The 19,905-nt window shown below is 57.5% G+C and carries 18 protein-coding genes and 2 tRNA genes; 1 reads left to right on the top strand and 19 read right to left on the bottom strand.

The features are described 5' to 3' along the window. Positions 1-10 precede the first annotated feature (10 nt). The 14 genes from rpsO to rlmE all read right to left on the bottom strand — a co-directional run bounded on the left by rpsO (position 11) and on the right by rlmE (position 13,031). On the bottom strand, positions 11-280 hold the full coding sequence (rpsO, locus tag BZL43_RS04715; protein ID WP_003176135.1) for a 30S ribosomal protein S15: 270 nt from the start codon (positions 278-280) through the stop codon (positions 11-13). A gap of 142 nt (positions 281-422) precedes the next feature. After that, positions 423-1,340 carry a tRNA pseudouridine(55) synthase TruB gene (gene truB, locus BZL43_RS04710; protein ID WP_095631231.1) on the bottom strand — a complete coding sequence of 306 codons (918 nt, stop codon included), beginning with the start codon at positions 1,338-1,340 and terminating at the stop codon, positions 423-425. Between the two features lie 3 nt (positions 1,341-1,343). Further along, entirely contained in the window at positions 1,344-1,745 is a 402-nt protein-coding gene (gene rbfA / locus BZL43_RS04705) for a 30S ribosome-binding factor RbfA (RefSeq protein WP_095631230.1), read from the bottom strand. A 158-nt stretch (positions 1,746-1,903) separates the two neighbouring features. After that, positions 1,904-4,429 (bottom strand): translation initiation factor IF-2, encoded by a 2,526-nt coding sequence (infB, locus tag BZL43_RS04700; protein WP_095631229.1) that lies wholly within the window; start codon positions 4,427-4,429, stop codon positions 1,904-1,906. 27 nt (positions 4,430-4,456) lie between these two features. Beyond that, a complete protein-coding gene (nusA, locus tag BZL43_RS04695) occupies positions 4,457-5,938 on the bottom strand; it encodes a transcription termination factor NusA (RefSeq protein ID WP_056854968.1) in 1,482 nt (493 codons plus the stop codon). 47 nt (positions 5,939-5,985) lie between these two features. Further along, the gene (rimP, locus tag BZL43_RS04690; RefSeq protein WP_038843818.1) at positions 5,986-6,444 is read right to left on the bottom strand and encodes a ribosome maturation factor RimP; all 459 of its coding nucleotides are present in this window, start codon (positions 6,442-6,444) and stop codon (positions 5,986-5,988) included. Positions 6,445-6,582: 138 nt separating this feature from the next. Beyond that, positions 6,583-6,659 (bottom strand) — tRNA-Met (locus tag BZL43_RS04685). A 96-nt stretch (positions 6,660-6,755) separates the two neighbouring features. Then, positions 6,756-6,841: transfer RNA gene (locus BZL43_RS04680), tRNA-Leu, on the bottom strand. A gap of 23 nt (positions 6,842-6,864) precedes the next feature. Next, positions 6,865-7,248: a preprotein translocase subunit SecG gene (gene secG / locus BZL43_RS04675; protein ID WP_095631228.1), complete on the bottom strand. Its 384-nt coding sequence runs from the start codon at positions 7,246-7,248 to the stop codon at positions 6,865-6,867. A gap of 4 nt (positions 7,249-7,252) precedes the next feature. Next, positions 7,253-8,008 (bottom strand): triose-phosphate isomerase, encoded by a 756-nt coding sequence (gene tpiA / locus BZL43_RS04670; protein WP_095631227.1) that lies wholly within the window; start codon positions 8,006-8,008, stop codon positions 7,253-7,255. Positions 8,009-8,074: 66 nt separating this feature from the next. Next, entirely contained in the window at positions 8,075-9,412 is a 1,338-nt protein-coding gene (gene glmM, locus BZL43_RS04665) for a phosphoglucosamine mutase (RefSeq protein WP_095631226.1), read from the bottom strand. A gap of 16 nt (positions 9,413-9,428) precedes the next feature. Next, positions 9,429-10,280 (bottom strand): dihydropteroate synthase, encoded by an 852-nt coding sequence (gene folP / locus BZL43_RS04660; RefSeq protein WP_095631225.1) that lies wholly within the window; start codon positions 10,278-10,280, stop codon positions 9,429-9,431. Between the two features lie 8 nt (positions 10,281-10,288). Then, positions 10,289-12,199, bottom strand: coding sequence for an ATP-dependent zinc metalloprotease FtsH (ftsH, locus tag BZL43_RS04655; RefSeq protein WP_095631224.1), 1,911 nt, complete (start codon positions 12,197-12,199; stop codon positions 10,289-10,291). A gap of 202 nt (positions 12,200-12,401) precedes the next feature. Then, entirely contained in the window at positions 12,402-13,031 is a 630-nt protein-coding gene (rlmE, locus tag BZL43_RS04650) for a 23S rRNA (uridine(2552)-2'-O)-methyltransferase RlmE (protein WP_007900501.1), read from the bottom strand. A gap of 101 nt (positions 13,032-13,132) precedes the next feature. Here rlmE and BZL43_RS04645 point away from each other — a divergent pair, with 101 nt between their 5' ends. After that, entirely contained in the window at positions 13,133-13,441 is a 309-nt protein-coding gene (locus BZL43_RS04645; RefSeq protein ID WP_007900503.1) for a YhbY family RNA-binding protein, read from the top strand. Between the two features lie 9 nt (positions 13,442-13,450). Here BZL43_RS04645 and BZL43_RS04640 read toward each other — a convergent pair whose 3' ends face one another. From BZL43_RS04640 to dapB, 5 genes are all read right to left on the bottom strand, one after another. Then, positions 13,451-13,855, bottom strand: a complete 405-nt coding sequence (locus tag BZL43_RS04640) for an MFS transporter (RefSeq protein ID WP_095631223.1) — start codon at positions 13,853-13,855, stop codon at positions 13,451-13,453. 28 nt (positions 13,856-13,883) lie between these two features. Continuing rightward, complete coding sequence (greA, locus tag BZL43_RS04635; protein WP_007942892.1) at positions 13,884-14,360, bottom strand: transcription elongation factor GreA; 477 nt, start codon at positions 14,358-14,360, stop codon at positions 13,884-13,886. Then, entirely contained in the window at positions 14,357-17,578 is a 3,222-nt protein-coding gene (gene carB, locus BZL43_RS04630; RefSeq protein WP_095631222.1) for a carbamoyl-phosphate synthase large subunit, read from the bottom strand. The genes greA and carB overlap by 4 nt, the downstream gene beginning before the upstream one ends. Positions 17,579-17,695: 117 nt before the next feature. Next, positions 17,696-18,832 (bottom strand): glutamine-hydrolyzing carbamoyl-phosphate synthase small subunit, encoded by a 1,137-nt coding sequence (carA, locus tag BZL43_RS04625; protein ID WP_095631221.1) that lies wholly within the window; start codon positions 18,830-18,832, stop codon positions 17,696-17,698. Positions 18,833-19,091: 259 nt separating this feature from the next. Then, positions 19,092-19,898 carry a 4-hydroxy-tetrahydrodipicolinate reductase gene (gene dapB, locus BZL43_RS04620; RefSeq protein ID WP_095631220.1) on the bottom strand — a complete coding sequence of 269 codons (807 nt, stop codon included), beginning with the start codon at positions 19,896-19,898 and terminating at the stop codon, positions 19,092-19,094. Between the last annotated feature and the right edge of the window lie 7 nt (positions 19,899-19,905).

Raw genomic sequence — 19,905 nt, 5'->3', positions numbered from 1 at the left:
CAATCGCTTATTAGCGACGCAGACCCAGGCGACCGATCAGAGCCTGGTAACGGCCCAGATCCTTGCCTTTCAGGTAGTCCAGCAGCTTACGGCGCTGGTTTACCATGCGGATCAGACCACGACGGGAGTGGTGATCTTTACCGTTGGCCTTGAAGTGACCTTGCAGCTTGTTGATGTTGTGGGTCAGCAGTGCAACTTGCACTTCTGGCGAACCAGTGTCACCAACAGCTTGCTGGTAGTCAGCTACGATTTGAGCTTTTTCTTGAACGTCGAGAGCCATGAGGCAATCCTTTTATCAGGAAACTGTTTCAAGGAAACAGCTTCAACAGGCCAGGGACAAATCCCTGTATCTATAAATGAGTAGTGACCGTGCCTGTTAACAGCCACACTCGCCGACCTGCTGTTACACAGGCCGGTTCCGGTCATTCTGACCGAATCAGTCGACGTGGCGCGATGCGCCCGTCTTCGCTCACTTCACCGATACCGATGAAACGACCGTTGTGATCCTGTACCCGTACCATGCCGAACTTCGGTGCATCCGGGGCACGTACCGGTTGGCCGTTAAGCCAGTAGAACGCGCTGTGCTCCGAGAAATGCAACAGTGGCCAGTCCAGCAGGCCGCTGTCCGATGGCATCAGGAAGCGGTCGACCGCTTCGTTGCCGCCTTCGGCATGTACCGCTTCCAGCTCTTCCAGAGTGACGGACTGTGCAAGCGTGAAAGGCCCGGCCTGGGTACGTCGCAATTCAGCCACGTAAGCGCCACAACCAAGTTGCTCACCGATATCCTCCACCAGGGTGCGGATATAGGTGCCTTTGCTGCAATCCACCGCAAGCCTCGCAGTATCACCCTCAAAGGCCAGTAATTCCAAGCGCGCAATAGTAACAGAACGCGGTTCGCGCTCCACTACTTCGCCTGCACGGGCCAGCTTGTACAGCGGCTGCCCATCACGCTTGAGCGCCGAGTACATCGGCGGTATCTGACTGATTTGCCCACGAAATTTCGGTAGCACAGCTTCGATATCGGCGCGACCAACGGTCACCGGGCGCTCCAGCAAAACTTCACCTTCGGCATCGGCCGTGGTGGTGGTCTTGCCCAGTTGCGCCAGGGTTTCATAAGCCTTGTCGGAATCGAGCAGGTATTGCGAGAACTTGGTGGCCTCGCCAAAGCACAACGGCAGCACGCCGGTGGCCAGCGGATCGAGACTGCCGGTGTGTCCGGCCTTCTCGGCATTGAGCAACCAGCGAACCTTCTGCAATGCCGCGTTGGAAGTGAACCCCAGCGGCTTGTCGAGCAGGATGATGCCGCTGACGTTACGACGGATACGTTTGACCTGAGCCACCGATTACTCCTTGGCGTCTTCGGGTTCAGCCGCTACCGGGTGCTGATTGTCTTCAGCCACCGCACGTTCGATCAGGGCCGACAGGTGCGCGCCACGCACGACGCTTTCGTCGTAATGGAAGTGCAACTGCGGAACGCTGCGCAATTTCATTTCGCGAGCCAACTGCATGCGCAGGAAACCGCCGGCTGCGTTGAGCACCTTGATGCTCTGCGCGATGTCTTCAGCGCTGTCCTGCCCCATCACAGTGATGAAGATCTTGGCATGACCGACGTCACGGCTGACTTCAACTGCGGTAATGGTGACCAGGCCGACGCGCGGGTCTTTGACTTCACGACGGATCAGCTGTGCCAGCTCACGCTGCATCTGATCGCCGATACGTTGGGTACGGCTGTATTCTTTTGCCATGTCTTGTTACCTGTTACTGCCCCTCGGGAAACCCGAGGGGTCTGAAAGCGGCAAACGCCCGGCCTGACAAAAGCCAGACCGGGCGTTGCGTTTAGAGTCCGGACGTTGCGCCGCGCATCTGCATGCGGCGGCTCATCGTGGCCCTTGAAGTGCGCGAGTTAGAGGCTGCGAGCAACCTGAACCTTCTCGAAGACTTCGATCTTGTCGCCGACCTTAACGTCGTTATAGCTCTTCACGCCGATACCGCATTCCATGCCGGCACGTACTTCGGAAGCGTCATCCTTGAAGCGGCGCAGGGATTCCAGCTCGCCTTCGAAGATAACGATGTCTTCACGCAGTACACGGATTGGACGGTTACGGTGAACAACACCTTCGATAACCATGCAACCGGCGATCGCGCCGAACTTCGGCGAACGGAACACGTCACGCACTTCGGCGACACCCAGGATATTCTCGCGAACATCGCTGCCGAGCATACCGGTCAGGGCTTTCTTGACGTCTTCGATAATGTCGTAGATCACGTTGTAGTAACGCATATCCAGACCTTCCTGCTCGACGATCTTGCGAGCGCCAGCATCGGCACGCACGTTGAAGCCGAACAGTACAGCGTTGGAGGCCAGTGCCAGGTTCGCGTCGGACTCGGTGATACCACCGACACCGCCACCGACCACACGCACTTGCACTTCGTCGTTACCCAGGCCATTCAAGGCGCCGTTCAACGCTTCCAGCGAACCACGGACGTCGGATTTGAGGACGATGTTGAGCGTCTTCTTCTCTTCCTGACCCATGTTCTCGAAGATGTTTTCCAGCTTGCCGGCGTGAGCGCGAGCCAGTTTGACTTCGCGGAACTTGCCTTGACGGAACAGAGCCACTTCACGGGCTTTCTTCTCGTCGGCAACCACGCTCATCTCGTCGCCAGCGTCCGGGGTACCGTCCAGGCCGAGAATCTCGACAGGGATGGCCGGACCGGCTTCCTTGATTGGCTTGCCGTTCTCGTCGAGCATGGCACGAACGCGACCATAGTTCGAACCGACCAGCACCATGTCGCCTTGGCGAAGGGTACCGTCTTGAACCAGAACGGTTGCAACCGGGCCGCGACCTTTGTCGAGACGCGATTCAACCACGACACCACGGCCAGGAGCCGACGGGGTAGCGGTCAGTTCCAGCACTTCGGCTTGCAACAGGACAGCTTCGAGCAGCTCATCGACGCCAGTACCCATCTTCGCCGAGACCGGTACGAATGGAGTGTCACCACCCCACTCCTCCGACGTCACGCCGTGGACCGACAGTTCGCTACGGATGCGATCGAGATCGGCGCCCGGCTTGTCGATCTTGTTCACCGCTACAACCAGTGGAACACCGGCGGCTTGAGCGTGTTGAACAGCTTCGATGGTCTGCGGCATAACGCCGTCGTCCGCCGCAACCACCAGGATCACGATGTCGGTCGCCTTGGCACCACGGGCACGCATTGCGGTAAACGCAGCGTGACCCGGGGTATCGAGGAACGTCACCATGCCACGGTCGGTTTCAACGTGGTATGCCCCGATATGCTGGGTAATACCGCCGGCTTCGCCAGCAGCAACCTTGGCACGACGGATGTAGTCGAGCAGGGAAGTTTTACCGTGGTCAACGTGACCCATTACGGTCACGACCGGCGCACGGGAAACAGCCTCACCTTCAAACTTCAGCGACTCAGCCAGGGAATCTTCCAGGGCGGTGTCGCTGACCAGGGTCACTTTGTGGCCCAGCTCTTCGGCAACCAGTTGGGCAGTTTCCTGATCCAGTACCTGGTTGATGGTCGCTGGAGTACCCAGTTTGAACATGAACTTGATGATTTCAGCAGCCTTGACCGACATCTGCTGAGCGAGATCGCCAACAGTGATGGTCTCGCCGATCTTCACTTCGCGCACAACAGGGCCGGTTGGGCTCTGGAAACCGTGAGCGTTGCGTTTCTTCAGCTTGGCCTTGCCGCGACCACCACGACGGAAGCCATCGCTTTCTTCGTCGGTAGTACGTGGCGCAACTCGTGGAGCAGGCGCTTTTTCCTTGACCGAAGCACGATGCGGAGCGTTTTTGCGCTCGCCATCGCCACTGCCACGACGATTGGTATCGTCGGCACGTGGTTTGTCCGGACGACGCTGTTCGTCGCGCTTGCGAGTGTCGGCCGCAGGTGCTGGTGCAGCTGCAACAACCGGCGCGCTTTCACGCACTGGCTCGGCAACCGCAGCAGGCGCTGCAACGGCGTCTTTAATAGCGGTTTGCGCAGCAGCAGGCTGGCGACGCGCTTCTTCTTCGGCGCGACGCTTGGCTTCTTCTTCAGCCTTCTGACGAGCAGCATTTTCTACTGCGCGGCGTTCTTCCAGTTCGCGTTTGCGCTCGGCTTCGATTTCTTCCGGGCTGCGCTGTACGAAGACTTTCTTCTTGCGTACTTCAACGCTGATGCTCTTGCTACCAGCAACACGCAGGGTGCTGGTGGTTTTGCGCTGCAATGTAATCTTGCGCGGTTCTTCCACTTTCGCCTTGTGGCTGCTCTTCAAGTGAGTCAGCAGAGACTGCTTCTCACTATCGCTCACACCTTCATCGGCGGCGGTGTGCGGCAGACCTGCCTCACGCATCTGCTGCAACAGGCGCTCTACCGGTGTTTTGACCTCATCGGCCAGTTGTTTCACCGTGACTTGCGTCATGCACTTCTCTCCTCAGGCCGCGCCTAATTACTCGAACCAATGGGCTCGGGCGGCCATGATCAACTTGCCGGCACGATCATCGTCAATGCCGTCGATGTCGAGCAGGTCGTCAATAGACTGCTCGGCCAGGTCTTCGCGGGTAATTACGCCGCGCACCGCCAGTTCCATCGCCAAATCCTTGTCCATACCCTCAAGCGAGAGCAGGTCTTCGGCCGGATGGGCGTCTGCCAGCTTTTCCTCAGTAGCGATGGCTTTGGTCAACAAACGATCCTTGGCACGAGCGCGAAGCTCGTTGACGATATCTTCGTCAAAGCCGTCGATGTTGAGCATTTCTTCCAACGGTACGTAGGCAATCTCTTCCAGGCTGGTGAAACCTTCATCTACCAGCACCTGAGCCAGTTCTTCATCGACTTCAAGCTCTTCGATGAAGTTGCGCAGGATGTCGCCGGTTTCTGCTTGTTGCTTAGCCTGGATGTCCGATTCGGTCATCACGTTCAGGGTCCAGCCAGTCAACTGGCTAGCCAGACGCACGTTCTGACCACCGCGACCAATGGCCTGAGCCAGATTGTCTGCGCCAACGGCGATGTCCATTGCATGGGCATCTTCGTCAACGATAATTGCCGCCACTTCAGCCGGCGACATTGCATTGATCACGAACTGCGCCGGATTATCGTCCCACAGGACGATGTCCACACGCTCGCCGCCCAATTCGCCCGATACTGCCTGGACGCGCGAACCGCGCATACCGATGCAAGCGCCTTGTGGATCAATGCGTTTGTCCTTGGAGCGGACCGCGATCTTGGCGCGCGAACCCGGGTCGCGGGACGCAGCCATTACTTCAATCAGGCCTTCAGCGATTTCCGGCACTTCGATGCGGAACAACTCGATCAGCATTTCCGGCGCGGTACGCGACAGGATCAGCTGAGGGCCGCGGTTCTCGGTGCGGATTTCCTTGAGCAGCGCACGCAGACGCACGCCAACCCGGAAGGTTTCGCGAGAAATGATGTCTTCACGTGCCAGCAACGCTTCAGCGTTATTGCCCAGATCGACGATCACGTTGTCGCGGGTGACTTTCTTCACGGTGCCGGAGATGATTTCTCCCAGGCGCTCGCGGTAGGCATCGACGACTTGAGCACGCTCGGCTTCGCGAACCTTCTGCACGATGACTTGCTTGGCAGTCTGTGCAGCAATGCGGCCGAACTCGATGGACTCGATCTTTTCTTCGACCACGTCACCGACCTTGGCGCCAGGATGCGTTTCGGCAACCTTGCTCGGCCAGGTTTCGATGGCCGGATCGTCCAGATCTGCTTCCTCGACGACCGTCCAGCGACGGAATGTCTCGTAAGCACCGGTGTGGCGATTGATTTCCACACGCAGATCGACTTCGTCCTCGAAACGCTTTTTGGTAGCAGTGGCCAGAGCCAGCTCCAGCGCTTCAAAAATTACGTTTGCCGGTACGCCTTTTTCATTGGATACCGACTCAACAACCAGCAGTACTTCTTTGCTCATCGTACGCCTCGCCTTTCGCAAGCCATTGGATCCGCGGGATCCGCGTCTCAGTCAAAACTGGGAATAATGTTGGCCTTGTCGATCATATCGATCGGCAACAGGAACTCATGGTCTTCAACCTGCACCACGACGTCCTGCTCTTCTACACCGCGCAGAAGGCCCTGAAAGTTGCGCCGACCTTCAAAAGGCGAACGCAGCTTGATCTTCACTTGTTCACCGGCAAATTTTGCAAACTGCTCAATAGTGAACAGTGGGCGTTCCATGCCAGGCGAGGAAACTTCAAGGGTGTATTCAACGGAGATAGGATCTTCAACATCCAGTACACCGCTGATCTGACGGCTGACGATGGCACAATCGTCCACCAGCACGCCGCCCTCTTTATCGATATAAACGCGCAACATTGAGTGACGACCTTGAGCCGAAAACTCAATACCCCAGCATTCATAGCCTAGGGCCACGACCACCGGGGCCAGCAAGGCCTGCAACTCTTCTAGCTTGCTCGACACCTGAACCCCCTCGTGCATGTATGTGCATGCTGTGCAAAATAAAAAAATGGGCGAAACGCCCATCCTTGAAACGCCGTTGAACAGCGGCGTTGAAAGTGTCCAGCTAACAAAAAGCCCCTTAAAAGGGGCTCCTTAAACTGGTTGCGGGGGCCGGATTTGAACCGACGACCTTCGGGTTATGAGCCCGACGAGCTACCAGACTGCTCCACCCCGCGACAAAGCTGGGGCGGAAGTATACGACCGATCCCTGACAGGGTCAATGTAACCTTCCACCTACAAGAAAGCCCGCAACAGCGGGCTCTCCTGACAATTGGTACCGAGAAGGGGACTCGAACCCCTACACCCTATGGGCACAACCACCTCAAGGTTGCGTGTCTACCAATTCCACCACCTCGGCAATACTACGTTTTGAAACCCTTCTTACTTTTGCTCTTGAGCTGGAGGCACGTCAGTCGCTGGAGTAGCCGACTTTTGCTCTTGAAGCACCGGGACATCATCAGAAGCCGGTTGTTGCTTTGGAACTTCCAACACTGCCGGGTTTGGCAAACCTGCTTGAGTCAGCTCTTGAGCCTTCTCTTTAGCAAAGTAACCTAACCCCAAGCTGGTTATGAAGAAACCGGCGGCAAGTATAGCAGTAAACTTACTAAGAAAGGTAGAGGAACCTTGGCTTCCGAACACAGTATTTGAAGCACCTGCTCCGAAAGACGCGCCAGCGTCCGCACCTTTACCCTGCTGCAGCAAAACCAGAGCAACTACGCCCAATGCACCCAGCAGATGAAAAACGACTACGACTGTTTCCAGCATTTTTTCAGTTTCCCGCGGCGCGACAAATCGCACCGAACTCATCTGCATTCAGGGAGGCCCCACCAATGAGCCCCCCATCGATATCCGGCATGCCGAACAGTTCGGCCGCATTGGCCGCCTTCACGCTGCCGCCGTATAGAAGCCGCACACCTTGCGCGATTTCAGAATTCTCTGCCGCCAACTGAGCACGGATAGCTGCATGCACATCCTGCGCCTGTTGCGGCGAAGCAGTCAGCCCGGTGCCAATGGCCCAGACCGGCTCATAAGCGATTACTGCTCTTGCAAAGACACCTACACCCAGCTCCTCGATGATACTGACAAGCTGACGCCCGACAATCTCAAGAGTTTTTCCAGCTTCGCGCTCTTCGAGGGTTTCCCCTACGCACAACACCGGAATCAAGCCACTTGCCTGTGCCGCTGCAAACTTGCGAATCAGCATTCCATCCTGCTCGCCCATTATCTGGCGGCGCTCGGAGTGCCCGACAAGCACCAGGGAACAACCTGCATCCACCAATTGACTCGGCGCAATTTCACCAGTCAACGCACCTTGCCTGGATTCCACTGCAGAATTCTGCGCGCCGACCGAAATCGACTTGCCTTTCAAGCCATCAATCACTTGATTGATATACAAGCAAGGCGGGAATACCGCGACATCAACACCGCTCGGCAAGGCCAGATGACGAAGGCCGTCGATCAGCTCAGCGACGCTGGCGCGGGTACCGTGCATCTTCCAGTTACCAGCTACCATAGGGCGACGCATGCTGTACCTCGTCGGTCAAAGTGGGCGCAGATGTTACCCAACACAATCATGGCTGGCAAGCCGAAATCAGACAGAAACTTCAGTTACCAGTTTTGCGAGCTCTTCGGCGTAACCGCGAACCTGCGTTTCGTCCTCACCCTCGACCATGACCCGCACCAGCGGCTCTGTCCCGGACTTGCGCAATAGCACACGCCCACGACCTGCCATTGCTTGAGTAACTCGGTCACTGGCCGCCTTGACGGTCGAATGCTCGAGCGGATTTGCACCACCACCAAAGCGGACATTGATCAGCACCTGAGGACACTTGCGCAGCGCCTGACGGCACTGAGCCAGGCTTTCTACGCGCCTCTTCAGCGCCATCAACACCTGCAACGCGGCAATAATTGCATCACCGGTGGTGGTATGACTGAAGCAAACGATGTGCCCCGAGTTCTCCCCACCCACCTGCCAATCGCGCTCCAGCAACTCGGAGATCACGTAGCGGTCGCCAACGTTGGCACGCACAAAAGGAATGGCCAGATCAGCCAAGGCCAATTCCAGCCCCAGGTTACTCATCAGCGTACCGACCACGCCGCCCTGCAACTTGCCGCGCTCCTGCAGATCGCGAGCAATGATAAACAACAACTCGTCACCGTCGACGACAGCGCCGGTGTGATCGACCATCTGCACCCGATCACCATCACCGTCAAAGGCAATACCCAAATCGGCGTGCTCGGCCAGCACGGCTGCTTGCAACGGCTCCATATGGGTTGAACCGCAATTCTCATTGATGTTCAGGCCATTAGGATGAGCAGAAAGCACAACAACGTCGGCCCCCAGCTCACGGAAAACACTAGGCGCCACTTTATAGGTCGCACCATGGGCACAGTCGATCACGATCTTCAGCCCGGCAAAACTGGTGCCGGTCGGAACGCTGCTCTTGCAAAATTCGATGTAACGGCCCGAGGCATCGTTGATTCGCGACACCTTGCCGATCTTGCTCGACTCAACCACAGTCATCGGTGTGTCGAGCAACTCTTCGATCATCAACTCGACTTCATCCGGAAGTTTGGTGCCCTTCCCGGAGAAAAATTTGATGCCGTTGTCGTCATGAGGGTTATGCGAAGCACTGATCACGATACCCGCTTCAGCATGAAAAGTACGCGTCAGATAGGCGATGGCCGGCGTCGGCATCGGCCCCAAGAGCATCACATCAGCACCGGCCGAGGTCAGCCCGGCCTCAAGTGCCGACTCAAACATATAACCGGAGATCCGGGTGTCCTTGCCCACGAGCACCTTGCAGGCACCCATGCTGCGAAATGCCATGCCTGCCGCCCAGCCAAGCTTGAGCATGAAATCAGGAGTAATCGGGTATTCACCGACCCGACCACGAATGCCGTCGGTGCCAAAGTATTTCTTGCTCATAAGTACTCCATCATTCTTATTCGGCTGATTCTACGGCGGCGATCATCCGCACCACATCAACGGTTTCGGCTACATCATGGACGCGCAATATACGCGCCCCCTTGATCGAAGCCAGTGCCGCAAGCGCCAAACCGCCATGCAGACGCTCCCCCACCGGCCGATTCAAGGCTTGCCCGATCATGCTCTTTCGCGAAACCCCCACCAACAGGGGCCGCCCCAAGGCATGCAAGGCCTCCATATGCTTAAACAGGCTCAAATTGTGTTGCAAGGTTTTCGCGAAGCCGAAGCCCGGATCGAGAATGATCCGTTCAGCGGGAATACCCACTGACGCGCACTGGACCATGCGTTCAGCGAGAAACTCGCCGACCTCTTTCGTCACATTCTGATACTGCGGATTGTCCTGCATGTCACCTGGCTCACCAAGCATATGCATCAGACACACCGGCAAACCGGTGGCCGCTGCGGCATCCAGGGCACCATCCCGACGCAACGAACGCACATCATTGATCAACCCCGCCCCCAGCCTTGCGGTTTCTCGCATGACCGCCGGCGTGGAAGTATCGACCGAGATAATCACATCGAGTTCACGATGAATGCACTCGACGATGGGCGCTACACGCTCCAGCTCCTCAAGCGGTGAAACCGCCCTGGCACCGGGCCGGGTCGATTCGCCACCAATGTCAATCAGCGTCGCACCAGCCACCATCATTGCCTCGGCATGACGCAGCGCCGCATCCAGCTGACTGTATCGACCACCATCGGAAAAGGAGTCGGGAGTGACATTGAGAATGCCCATGACATGCGTCTGGGCCAAATCAAGAACCCGGTTGCCGCAAGGCAACCGGGTCGAGGACTGAACAGAAGTCATTTCAAGCCTTATACGTCAGCAGCCGGGCCACCGATTGGCGTTTCCGGACGCCCATCCTGCACCGCCGGAGGCGTGCCAGGAGTATCGCTGCCGCCAGACCAGTCGCGAGGTTCGCGAGGCGCACGACCCGCCATGATGTCATCGATCTGATCGGCATCGATCGTCTCGTATTTCATCAAGGCATCCGCCATGGCATCAAGCTTGTCACGGTTATCCGTAAGGATCTGCTTGGCCGTGCCATAGCACTGGTCAATGATGCTGCGTACTTCGGAGTCGATCAGTTTGGCTGTCTCACCAGAGAAGCTGGCATGTTGGCCACCGCCGCCACGACCAAGGAACACTTCGCCTTCTTCTTCGGCATACATCAATGGACCGAGTTTTTCCGACAGCCCCCATTTGGTCACCATGTTCCGTGCGATCTGGCTGGCACGCATGATGTCGTTGGATGCACCTGTGGTGACACCGTCGAAGCCCAGGGTCATCTCTTCAGCGATACGACCGCCGTACAACGAGCAGATCTGGCTGATCAACGCACGCTTGGACAGGCTGTAGCGATCTTCTTCCGGCAGGAACATGGTCACACCCAGCGCACGACCGCGCGGGATGATCGACACTTTGTATACCGGATCATGCTCAGGTACGACACGGCCGACGATAGCGTGGCCGGCTTCGTGATAAGCAGTGTTCTGCTTTTCTTTCTCGGACATGACCATGGATTTGCGCTCGGCACCCATCATGATCTTGTCTTTGGCCAGTTCGAACTCTTTCATCTCGACGATACGCTTGCCGGCACGAGCTGCGAACAACGACGCCTCGTTCACCAGGTTGGCCAGGTCGGCACCGGAGAAACCAGGCGTACCACGTGCGATCACGGCCGGAGCAACGTCGTCACCCATTGGCACTTTGCGCATGTGGACCTTGAGAATCTGCTCGCGACCGCGGATATCCGGCAGACCGACCACGACCTGACGGTCGAAACGACCCGGACGCAGCAATGCAGGGTCCAGTACGTCGGGACGGTTGGTCGCTGCAATGACGATGATGCCGTCATTCATCTCGAAGCCGTCCATCTCTACCAGCAACTGGTTGAGTGTCTGTTCGCGCTCGTCGTGACCGCCGCCCATGCCGGCACCACGATGGCGACCGACGGCGTCGATTTCATCGATAAAGATGATGCATGGCGCGTGCTTCTTCGCCTGCTCGAACATGTCACGTACACGACTGGCACCGACACCGACGAACATTTCGACGAAATCGGAACCGGAAATAGTGAAGAACGGCACTTTGGCTTCGCCGGCAATCGCCTTGGCGATCAGGGTTTTACCAGTACCGGGAGGACCGACCATCAGCACGCCGCGAGGAATGCGACCGCCCAAACGCTGGAACTTGCCCGGATCACGCAGGAACTCGACCAGTTCGCCAACTTCTTCCTTGGCTTCGTCGCAACCGGCAACGTCAGCCAAGGTGGTTTTCACCTGATCTTCCGAGAGCAGGCGCGCCTTGCTCTTGCCGAAGCTCATAGGCCCGCCTTTGCCGCCGGCACCGCCCTGCATCTGCCGCATGAAAAACATGAAGACAGCGATAATCACCAGAATCGGGAAGCTTGCGACCAGGAGTTGAGTCCAGATGCTTTGCTGCTCAGGCTGCTTGCCTTCGACTACCACGCGGTTATCCACGAGGTCGCCGATCAGGCCATTGTCCTGGATTGCCGGACGGATGGTCTTGAAACTGTCGCCATCGGTGCGCTTGCCGGTAATCACGTAGCCATCAACCGCTACGCGCTCGACCTTGCCATCCTTGACCTGCTGGATGAAGTCGGAATAGTTGAGGGTCTGCGGCTCGTTAGGGCTGGAGAAGTTGTTCATCACCGTCACCAGGACAGCCGCGATGATCAACCACAGGATCAGATTCTTTGCCATATCGTTCAATTAACTACCCTCTGAAGCAAGCTCCGCGAATGGCGCGTGCTTCGCATGATATTCACCGGCCTAACTTACTACATTACCTACGGCTCTGGCAGGCGCCGTCTGTAACCCTTTGTGAAACACTTTCTACACAATATTCGCTAATGCTCACGGGACGAAATACGAAAAACCTATCGACCCGCAAAAAAACCTCGATTTACTCACTACGGCCGCGGTAGCCCCATGCCAGCATGTATTGCTCGCGGGAACTGCCACGGGAAGAGTCCGGTTTGATCATCTGGACCTTGTCGAATTTCTGACGAGCGTCCTTCACGTAAGCATCAAACCCTTCACCCTGAAACACCTTGATCACGAAATTACCACCTGGCTTGAGTATCCGAGCCGCCAGATCAAGAGCCAGTTCACATAGAAACATGGCTTTTGGCATGTCCACCTCAGGCGTACCACTCATATTGGGGGCCATATCGGAAATCACAAGGTCCACCTGCGAATTACCCACGGCTTCAAGGATCTGAGCGAGCACTTCGTCCTGGGTGAAGTCACCCTGAATGAAAGTCACGTCCGGAATGCTGTCCATTTCCAGGATGTCCGAGGCGATCAGACGCCCCTGACCACCGATCAGCCGACTAGTGACCTGCGACCAGCCGCCGGGCGCCGCACCCAGGTCGACAACGCTCATACCAGGACGGATGAGCTTGTATTTCTCCTGGACCTCCAGAAGCTTGTAACTCGCACGCGAGCGGTAACCATCCTTCTGCGCCTGCTTCACATAGGGATCATTGACATGTCTTTTCAGCCAACCAAGGCTTGTCTTGGAACGCGCCATTGGGCACCTCGATGATAAGGGTCGTGATTAATTGGGCGGATCCACGAACCCTCGGGTAAAATGGCCGCCATTTTACAGAATCCAGACTAAAGGGTCAGATTATGCCGCTCACTCAAGAGCAGAAGAAACAGTACAAATCCATTGGCCACCATCTGAAACCAGTTTTAATTGTGGCTGACAACGGTTTGACTGAAGGTGTGTTAGCCGAACTTGAACGTGCTTTGGCGGATCACGAGCTGATCAAGATCAAGCTCAACATCCTCGATCGCGAATCGCGCCTGGCAGCCATTGCAGAACTCTGCAAGGCCGGCAAAGCCGATCTGGTTCAAGTCATCGGCAAGATGGCACTGATTTACCGCAAGAACTTCAGCGTTAACAAGCAGTTGTCGAATGTCCATCGCTTCAAGTGATGACAAGGGTCAAGGGTGTGCTTCGCGCACCCTCGCACTCCATCCCGGCACTGGCTGCATCACCAGCACCAACCCGGAAAATCCCAGAACAAGATAGCTGAACAGCTGCCATTGCGCCGCCTGCGGCCAGCCGAGATGGACCGCGAAATACATCGCGCCCCCATACGACGCCATCATCAGCAGTTGCCCACGAATATCGCGCCATAGACTGGTAAGGCCCTCGGCCTGAACCAGCACCAAAGCCTGAAAAATCACACACACTGTGGCAAATCCCACCATCAGTGTATTCAGCATGCCTGCAATCTCGTCGATCAGCAGCGGCGCCAGGCCTATTCGCCCCAGCACCGGCAGCAGACCGATGTGCAACAGCCACAGACCTCCAACCCACAACATTTGGGTCAGTTGCCAAAGCATGGCGCCCGCACGTAGCGGGCGCCTTCTTTCAGAGGTGGCGGACTTCGACAATCTCGTACTCGATAACGCCACCTGGCGTTTTCACGGCAACCACATCACCCTCTTCCTTGGCGATCAAGGCGCGAGCCAGTGGCGAACCCACGGAAATCTTGCCGAGTTTGAAGTCAGCCTCATCCTCACCCACGATGTGGTAAGTGACGCGCTCATCCGTCTCGACGTTGGCGATTTCAACGGTAGTGCCGAAAATCACTTTGCCGGTATGAGGAATGGTCGTGACATCGATGATGACCTGATTTTGAATCCGGCCTTCGATGTCACGAATCCGCGCCTCGACCATACCTTGCTGCTCGCGAGCAGCGTGGTATTCGGCGTTTTCTTTCAAGTCACCCAACTCGCGAGCCGTACCGATGTCCTGGCTGAGCTTCGGACGGACGACCTTGGTCAGGTGAGCGTGTTCTTCTTCCAGGGCTTTCGCGCCCTGGACGGTCATTGGGTATTTGATCATGCCTTCAATCCTGCGTGTAAATCCTGCAAGCGGCGTACGGTCTTCTCAGGACCGAACTTCAGCGCTTCACAGATAGCTTCGCCTGCAGCAATGGTAGTGGTGCAGTAGATTTTGTGCTGCAAGGCATTGCGACGAATGGAGTAGGAATCGGCGATCGACTGGCGACCTTCGGTGGTGTTGATGATCAGGGTGACTTCGTCATTCTTGATCATGTCGACCACGTGCGGACGCCCCTCGGTCACTTTGTTCACGCGACGCACTTTCAGGCCTGCGGCTTCAATCAGCTTGGCAGTACCGGCAGTGGCGACCACTTCAAAGCCCAAGTTGATCAGATCACGAGCCACGCCTGCAACCAGCGGCTTGTCATCATCACGCACACTGATGAACGCGGTACCGCCAGTCGGCAGCACTTCGCTGGCACCCATCTGGGCTTTGGCAAAGGCTTCGCCAAAGGTATCGCCCACGCCCATCACTTCACCGGTGGACTTCATCTCCGGGCCCAGGATCGGGTCCACACCAGGGAATTTGGCGAATGGGAATACCGCCTCTTTCACGCTGTAGAAGTTCGGAATGATTTCCTTGGTGAAACCCAACTCTTTCAGGGTTTTACCCGCCATCACGCGCGCAGCGATCATCGCCAGGGAAACACCGATGCACTTGGACACGAACGGCACGGTACGGGAGGCACGCGGGTTGACTTCGATGACGTAGATGTCTTCGCCTTGCAGCGCCAACTGAACATTCATCAGGCCGACCACGCCCAGTTCCAGGGCCATCTTCTTGACCTGTTCGCGCATCTCGTCCTGGATGTGAGCAGGCAGCGAGTACGGCGGCAGGGAGCACGCGGAGTCACCGGAGTGAACGCCGGCCTGCTCGATGTGCTGCATGATCGCGCCGATCACCACGTCTTTGCCGTCGCAGACCGCATCGACGTCCATTTCGATGGCACAGTTGAGGAAGTGATCCAGCAGCACCGGGCTGTCGTTGGACACTTGAACCGCTTCGCGCAGATAGCGCTTGAGTTCTTCTTCTTCGTAGACGATTTCCATCGCACGGCCGCCCAGTACATAGGACGGGCGCACCACCAGCGGGTAACCGATCTTGCTGGCCGCACGAATCGCTTCGTCTTCGCTGCGCACGGTGGCGTTTGGCGGCTGACGCAGGTTCAGGCGCTGGACCATCTGCTGGAAGCGTTCACGATCTTCGGCACGGTCGATGGCGTCAGGGCTGGTGCCGATGATCGGCACGCCAGCAGCTTCCAGGGCACGCGCCAGTTTAAGCGGGGTCTGGCCGCCGTACTGGACGATCACGCCTTTTGGCTTTTCGACGCGGACGATTTCCAGCACGTCTTCCAGAGTCACTGGTTCGAAGTACAGGCGATCGGAAGTGTCGTAGTCGGTGGAAACGGTTTCCGGGTTGCAGTTGACCATGATGGTCTCGTACCCATCATCGCGCAGGGCCAATGCCGCGTGTACGCAGCAGTAGTCGAACTCGATGCCCTGGCCGATACGGTTCGGACCGCCGCCCAGGATCATGATCTTGTCGCGACCCGACGGCGCGGCTTCGCACTCTTCCTCGTAGGTCGAGTAGAGGTAAGCCGTATCGGTGGCGAATTCGGCAGCGCAGGTGTCGACGCGCTTGTAGACCGGGAAGACTTCCAGCTTGTGACGGTGAGCACGCAGGCTCTTCTCGGTCACACCCAGCAATTTGGCCAGGCGCATGTCGGAGAAGCCTTTGCGCTTGAGGCGGAACATCAGATCGCGATCAATGCTGGTCAGGCCCAGGGTTTTGACCTTCTCTTCGTCCTTGATCAGATCTTCCATCTGCACCAGGAACCAAGGATCGATCATGGTCATGCCGAAGATATCTTCAACACTCATGCCCGCGCGCATGGCATCCGCCACATACCAGATCCGCTCGGCGCCTGGCACGGTCAGTTCGCGCTTGAGCACGCTCATGCTTTCCGGGTTGCCCAGGTCGACCTTCTCGTCCAGACCGCAAACGCCCACTTCCAGACCGCGCAGGGCTTTCTGCAAGGATTCCTGGAAAGTACGGCCGATGGCCATGACTTCACCCACCGACTTCATCTGAGTGGTCAGACGCGCGTCAGCCTTGGCGAACTTCTCGAAGGCGAAACGTGGCAGCTTGGTGACGACGTAGTCGATGGACGGCTCGAAGGACGCCGGAGTCTTGCCGCCGGTGATGTCGTTCGACAGCTCGTCGAGGGTGTAACCCACAGCCAGCTTGGCCGCGACCTTGGCGATCGGAAAGCCAGTGGCTTTCGAAGCCAGTGCCGAGGAACGGGACACCCGAGGGTTCATCTCGATCACGACCATGCGACCGGTGTTCGGACAGATACCGAATTGAACGTTGGAACCGCCAGTCTCGACGCCGATCTCGCGCAGTACCGCCAGGGAGGCGTTACGCAAGATCTGGTATTCCTTGTCGGTCAGGGTCTGTGCTGGCGCAACTGTGATCGAGTCACCGGTGTGCACGCCCATCGGGTCGAAGTTTTCGATGGAGCAGACGATGATGCAGTTGTCCTTCTTATCGCGGACAACCTCCATCTCATATTCTTTCCAGCCAATCAGCGATTCGTCGATCAGCAGCTCTTTGGTCGGCGACAGGTCCAGACCGCGGGCGCAGATTTCTTCGAACTCTTCACGGTTGTAAGCGATACCGCCACCGGTGCCGCCCATGGTGAAGGACGGACGAATGATGCACGGAAAGCCCAGGCGCTCGAGAACCGCGTTGGCCTCTTCCATGCTGTGGGCGATACCCGAACGCGGGCAATCCAGACCGATGGATTTCATCGCCTTGTCGAAGCGCGAACGGTCTTCGGCCTTATCGATAGTGTCAGCATTGGCGCCGATCATTTCTACGCCGAACTTCTCCAGAACGCCTTCGCGCTCCAGGTCCAGGGCGCAGTTCAGGGCGGTCTGGCCACCCATGGTTGGCAACAGCGCGTCCGGACGCTCTTTCTCGATGATCTTGGCAACGGTCTGCCACTTGATCGGCTCGATGTAAGTGGCGTCTGCCATGGCCGGGTCGGTCATGATGGTCGCCGGGTTGGAGTTGACCAGGATGACGCGGTAACCCTCCTCGCGCAGGGCTTTACAGGCCTGGGCGCCGGAGTAATCGAATTCGCAGGCCTGGCCGATCACGATCGGGCCAGCGCCGAGAATCAGGATGCTTTTAATGTCTGTACGTTTTGGCATGGGTTGTCACTCAAATCCGCAGGTCAGTCGGCAAGCCGTCTTGTTCAATCCATGAAGCCTTGAGGGGGCCACCGTTTTCGGGACCGCCCTCAGGCTTCGCTACATCAGGGCGAGCGATTAGCGTCGCTTGGCCATTTCGTTGATGAAGCGATCAAACAGTGGCGCTACGTCGTTCGGGCCGGGGCTGGCTTCAGGGTGACCCTGGAAGCTGAAGGCGCTCTTGTCGGTACGCTCGATGCCTTGCAGGGTGCCGTCGAACAGCGATTTGTGGATCGCCCGAACGTTGCCTGGCAGGGTCGCTTCGTCTACCGCAAAACCGTGGTTCTGGCTGGTGATCATCACCACACCGCTGTCCAGATCCTGAACCGGGTGGTTGGCACCGTGGTGGCCGTGGCCCATTTTCAGGGTCTTGGCGCCGGAGGCCAGAGCCAGCAGTTGGTGACCGAGGCAGATACCGAATACCGGGATCTCGGTTTCCAGCACTTCCTTGATTGCCTGAATCGCGTAGTCGCATGGCTCAGGGTCGCCCGGGCCGTTGGACAGGAACACGCCATCCGGTTTCAGTGCCAGCGCTTCAGCGGCCGGAGTTTGCGCAGGTACCACGGTCACGCGGCAACCGCGCTCGACCAGCATGCGCAGGATGTTGACCTTGACGCCGTAGTCGTAGGCGACCACGTGGTACGGCAGATCGGAAGCGTCGATGGTCGCGTGGCTGTCGGTTTTCAAGTCCCAGACAGTCGAGCGCCACTCGTACTTTTCTTCGGTGCTGACGACTTTCGCCAGGTCCATGCCTTTGAGGCCAGGGAAACCCTGAGCGGCGGCAATGGCGGCTTCTTCGGAAATGTTGTCACCGGCCATGATGCAGCCGTTCTGCGCGCCTTTCTCACGCAGGATGCGTGTCAGGCGGCGGGTGTCGATACCGGCGATGGCCACCACATTGTTGGCCTTGAGGTAGTCGGACAAGGACATCGTGTTACGCCAGTTGCTCGCAACCAGTGGCAAGTCACGAATGACCAGGCCGGCCGACCAGACACGGTTCGACTCGGCGTCTTCCGGCGTGGTGCCGGTATTGCCGATGTGCGGGTAAGTCAGGGTAACGATCTGTTGGGCGTAGGAAGGATCGGTAAGGATTTCCTGATAGCCGGTCATTGCGGTGTTGAACACCACCTCACCAACGGTTTGACCGTCGGCTCCAATGGCTTCGCCGCGAAAAATGCTGCCATCAGCAAGGGCGAGTATGGCTGGCTTAGTCAAGAAGACCTCCCGTAAATAAAGCCTGAAAGGGCGATCGCAGGTTGTAAAAAAGCGGAGTGACGTATGGACACGTCACCCCGCTTCTTCATCGAATTATTCTGCGCGCTTTTAGTGGACACACTAAAGCTGTAGCTTACAGAAAAAGGCATTTTTGGTCTACCGCCAATGAGCCCTAAAGGCCGGAGAATGCGACAGGACGTCGCCAGGCGGAACAAAACCGGGTTCAAACGCCTGGTTTGAACCCGATTTCGGGCACATCTTACCGCAGGTCGAGCACGTCTTGCATGTCGTAAAGACCCGGCTCACGACCGTCCAGCCACAAAGCGGCACGTACCGCCCCCTTGGCGAAGGTCATACGGCTGGATGCCTTGTGTGTGATTTCCAGTCGTTCACCCTCGCAGGCGAAGAGCACCGTATGATCACCAACCACATCACCACCGCGAACAGTCGCGAAACCGATCGTTTCACGCTCACGCACACCGGTGTGACCTTCACGACCATAAACCGCAACTTTCTGCAGATCACGATCCAGCGCATTGGCGATCACTTCGCCCATGCGCAGAGCCGTGCCTGAAGGCGCATCGATCTTGTGCCGATGATGAGCCTCGATGATTTCGATGTCAGCGTCATCGCCCAGCACACGAGCCGCCATGTCGAGCAGCTTCAGCGACAGGTTGACACCGACACTGAAATTGGCCGCGAACACAATCGCAATATCCTTGCTCGCCTCGGCCAGCAACTGCTTCTGCGCCGCGTCCAGCCCAGTGGTACCGATCACCATGGATTTGCCCGCCTGACGGCAGAACTCCAGATTTTTCAGCATCACTTCCGGCAGCGTGAAGTCGATCAACACATCGAATTCATCGACTACCGCATCCAGCTTGCCGGACAGCGGCACACCGATTCGCCCCAGCGATGCCAGCTCACCGGCATCCACGCCAATCAGCGTGCTGCCGGGGCGCACGATGGCGGCCGTCAGGCCGGTCAGCGGCGCGCGCTGCTGCACCGCCTCGACCAGAATCTTGCCCATGCGCCCGGCAGCGCCCATCACAGCTATACGTCGCATGTCGACT

The organism is Pseudomonas sp. PICF141 (assembly GCF_002286815.1).
Taxonomy (GTDB): domain Bacteria; phylum Pseudomonadota; class Gammaproteobacteria; order Pseudomonadales; family Pseudomonadaceae; genus Aquipseudomonas.
The sequence above is the reverse complement of the archived record's forward strand: the minus strand, read 5'-3'. Positions and strand labels throughout refer to the sequence as shown.

What these genes read in the sequence shown, in the direction of transcription:
- rpsO (WP_003176135.1), bottom strand. Translation starts at nt 280, where the DNA reads ATGGCTCTCGACGTTCAAGAAAAAGCTCAAATCGTAGCTGACTACCAG.
- rbfA (WP_095631230.1), bottom strand. Translation starts at nt 1,745, where the DNA reads ATGGCAAAAGAATACAGCCGTACCCAACGTATCGGCGATCAGATGCAG.
- infB (WP_095631229.1), bottom strand. Translation starts at nt 4,429, where the DNA reads ATGACGCAAGTCACGGTGAAACAACTGGCCGATGAGGTCAAAACACCG.
- nusA (WP_056854968.1), bottom strand. Translation starts at nt 5,938, where the DNA reads ATGAGCAAAGAAGTACTGCTGGTTGTTGAGTCGGTATCCAATGAAAAA.
- secG (WP_095631228.1), bottom strand. Translation starts at nt 7,248, where the DNA reads ATGCTGGAAACAGTCGTAGTCGTTTTTCATCTGCTGGGTGCATTGGGC.
- tpiA (WP_095631227.1), bottom strand. Translation starts at nt 8,008, where the DNA reads ATGCGTCGCCCTATGGTAGCTGGTAACTGGAAGATGCACGGTACCCGC.
- glmM (WP_095631226.1), bottom strand. Translation starts at nt 9,412, where the DNA reads ATGAGCAAGAAATACTTTGGCACCGACGGCATTCGTGGTCGGGTCGGT.
- folP (WP_095631225.1), bottom strand. Translation starts at nt 10,280, where the DNA reads ATGACTTCTGTTCAGTCCTCGACCCGGTTGCCTTGCGGCAACCGGGTT.
- ftsH (WP_095631224.1), bottom strand. Translation starts at nt 12,199, where the DNA reads ATGGCAAAGAATCTGATCCTGTGGTTGATCATCGCGGCTGTCCTGGTG.
- rlmE (WP_007900501.1), bottom strand. Translation starts at nt 13,031, where the DNA reads ATGGCGCGTTCCAAGACAAGCCTTGGTTGGCTGAAAAGACATGTCAAT.
- BZL43_RS04645 (WP_007900503.1), top strand. Translation starts at nt 13,133, where the DNA reads ATGCCGCTCACTCAAGAGCAGAAGAAACAGTACAAATCCATTGGCCAC.
- BZL43_RS04640 (WP_095631223.1), bottom strand. Translation starts at nt 13,855, where the DNA reads ATGCTTTGGCAACTGACCCAAATGTTGTGGGTTGGAGGTCTGTGGCTG.
- greA (WP_007942892.1), bottom strand. Translation starts at nt 14,360, where the DNA reads ATGATCAAATACCCAATGACCGTCCAGGGCGCGAAAGCCCTGGAAGAA.
- carB (WP_095631222.1), bottom strand. Translation starts at nt 17,578, where the DNA reads ATGCCAAAACGTACAGACATTAAAAGCATCCTGATTCTCGGCGCTGGC.
- dapB (WP_095631220.1), bottom strand. Translation starts at nt 19,898, where the DNA reads ATGCGACGTATAGCTGTGATGGGCGCTGCCGGGCGCATGGGCAAGATT.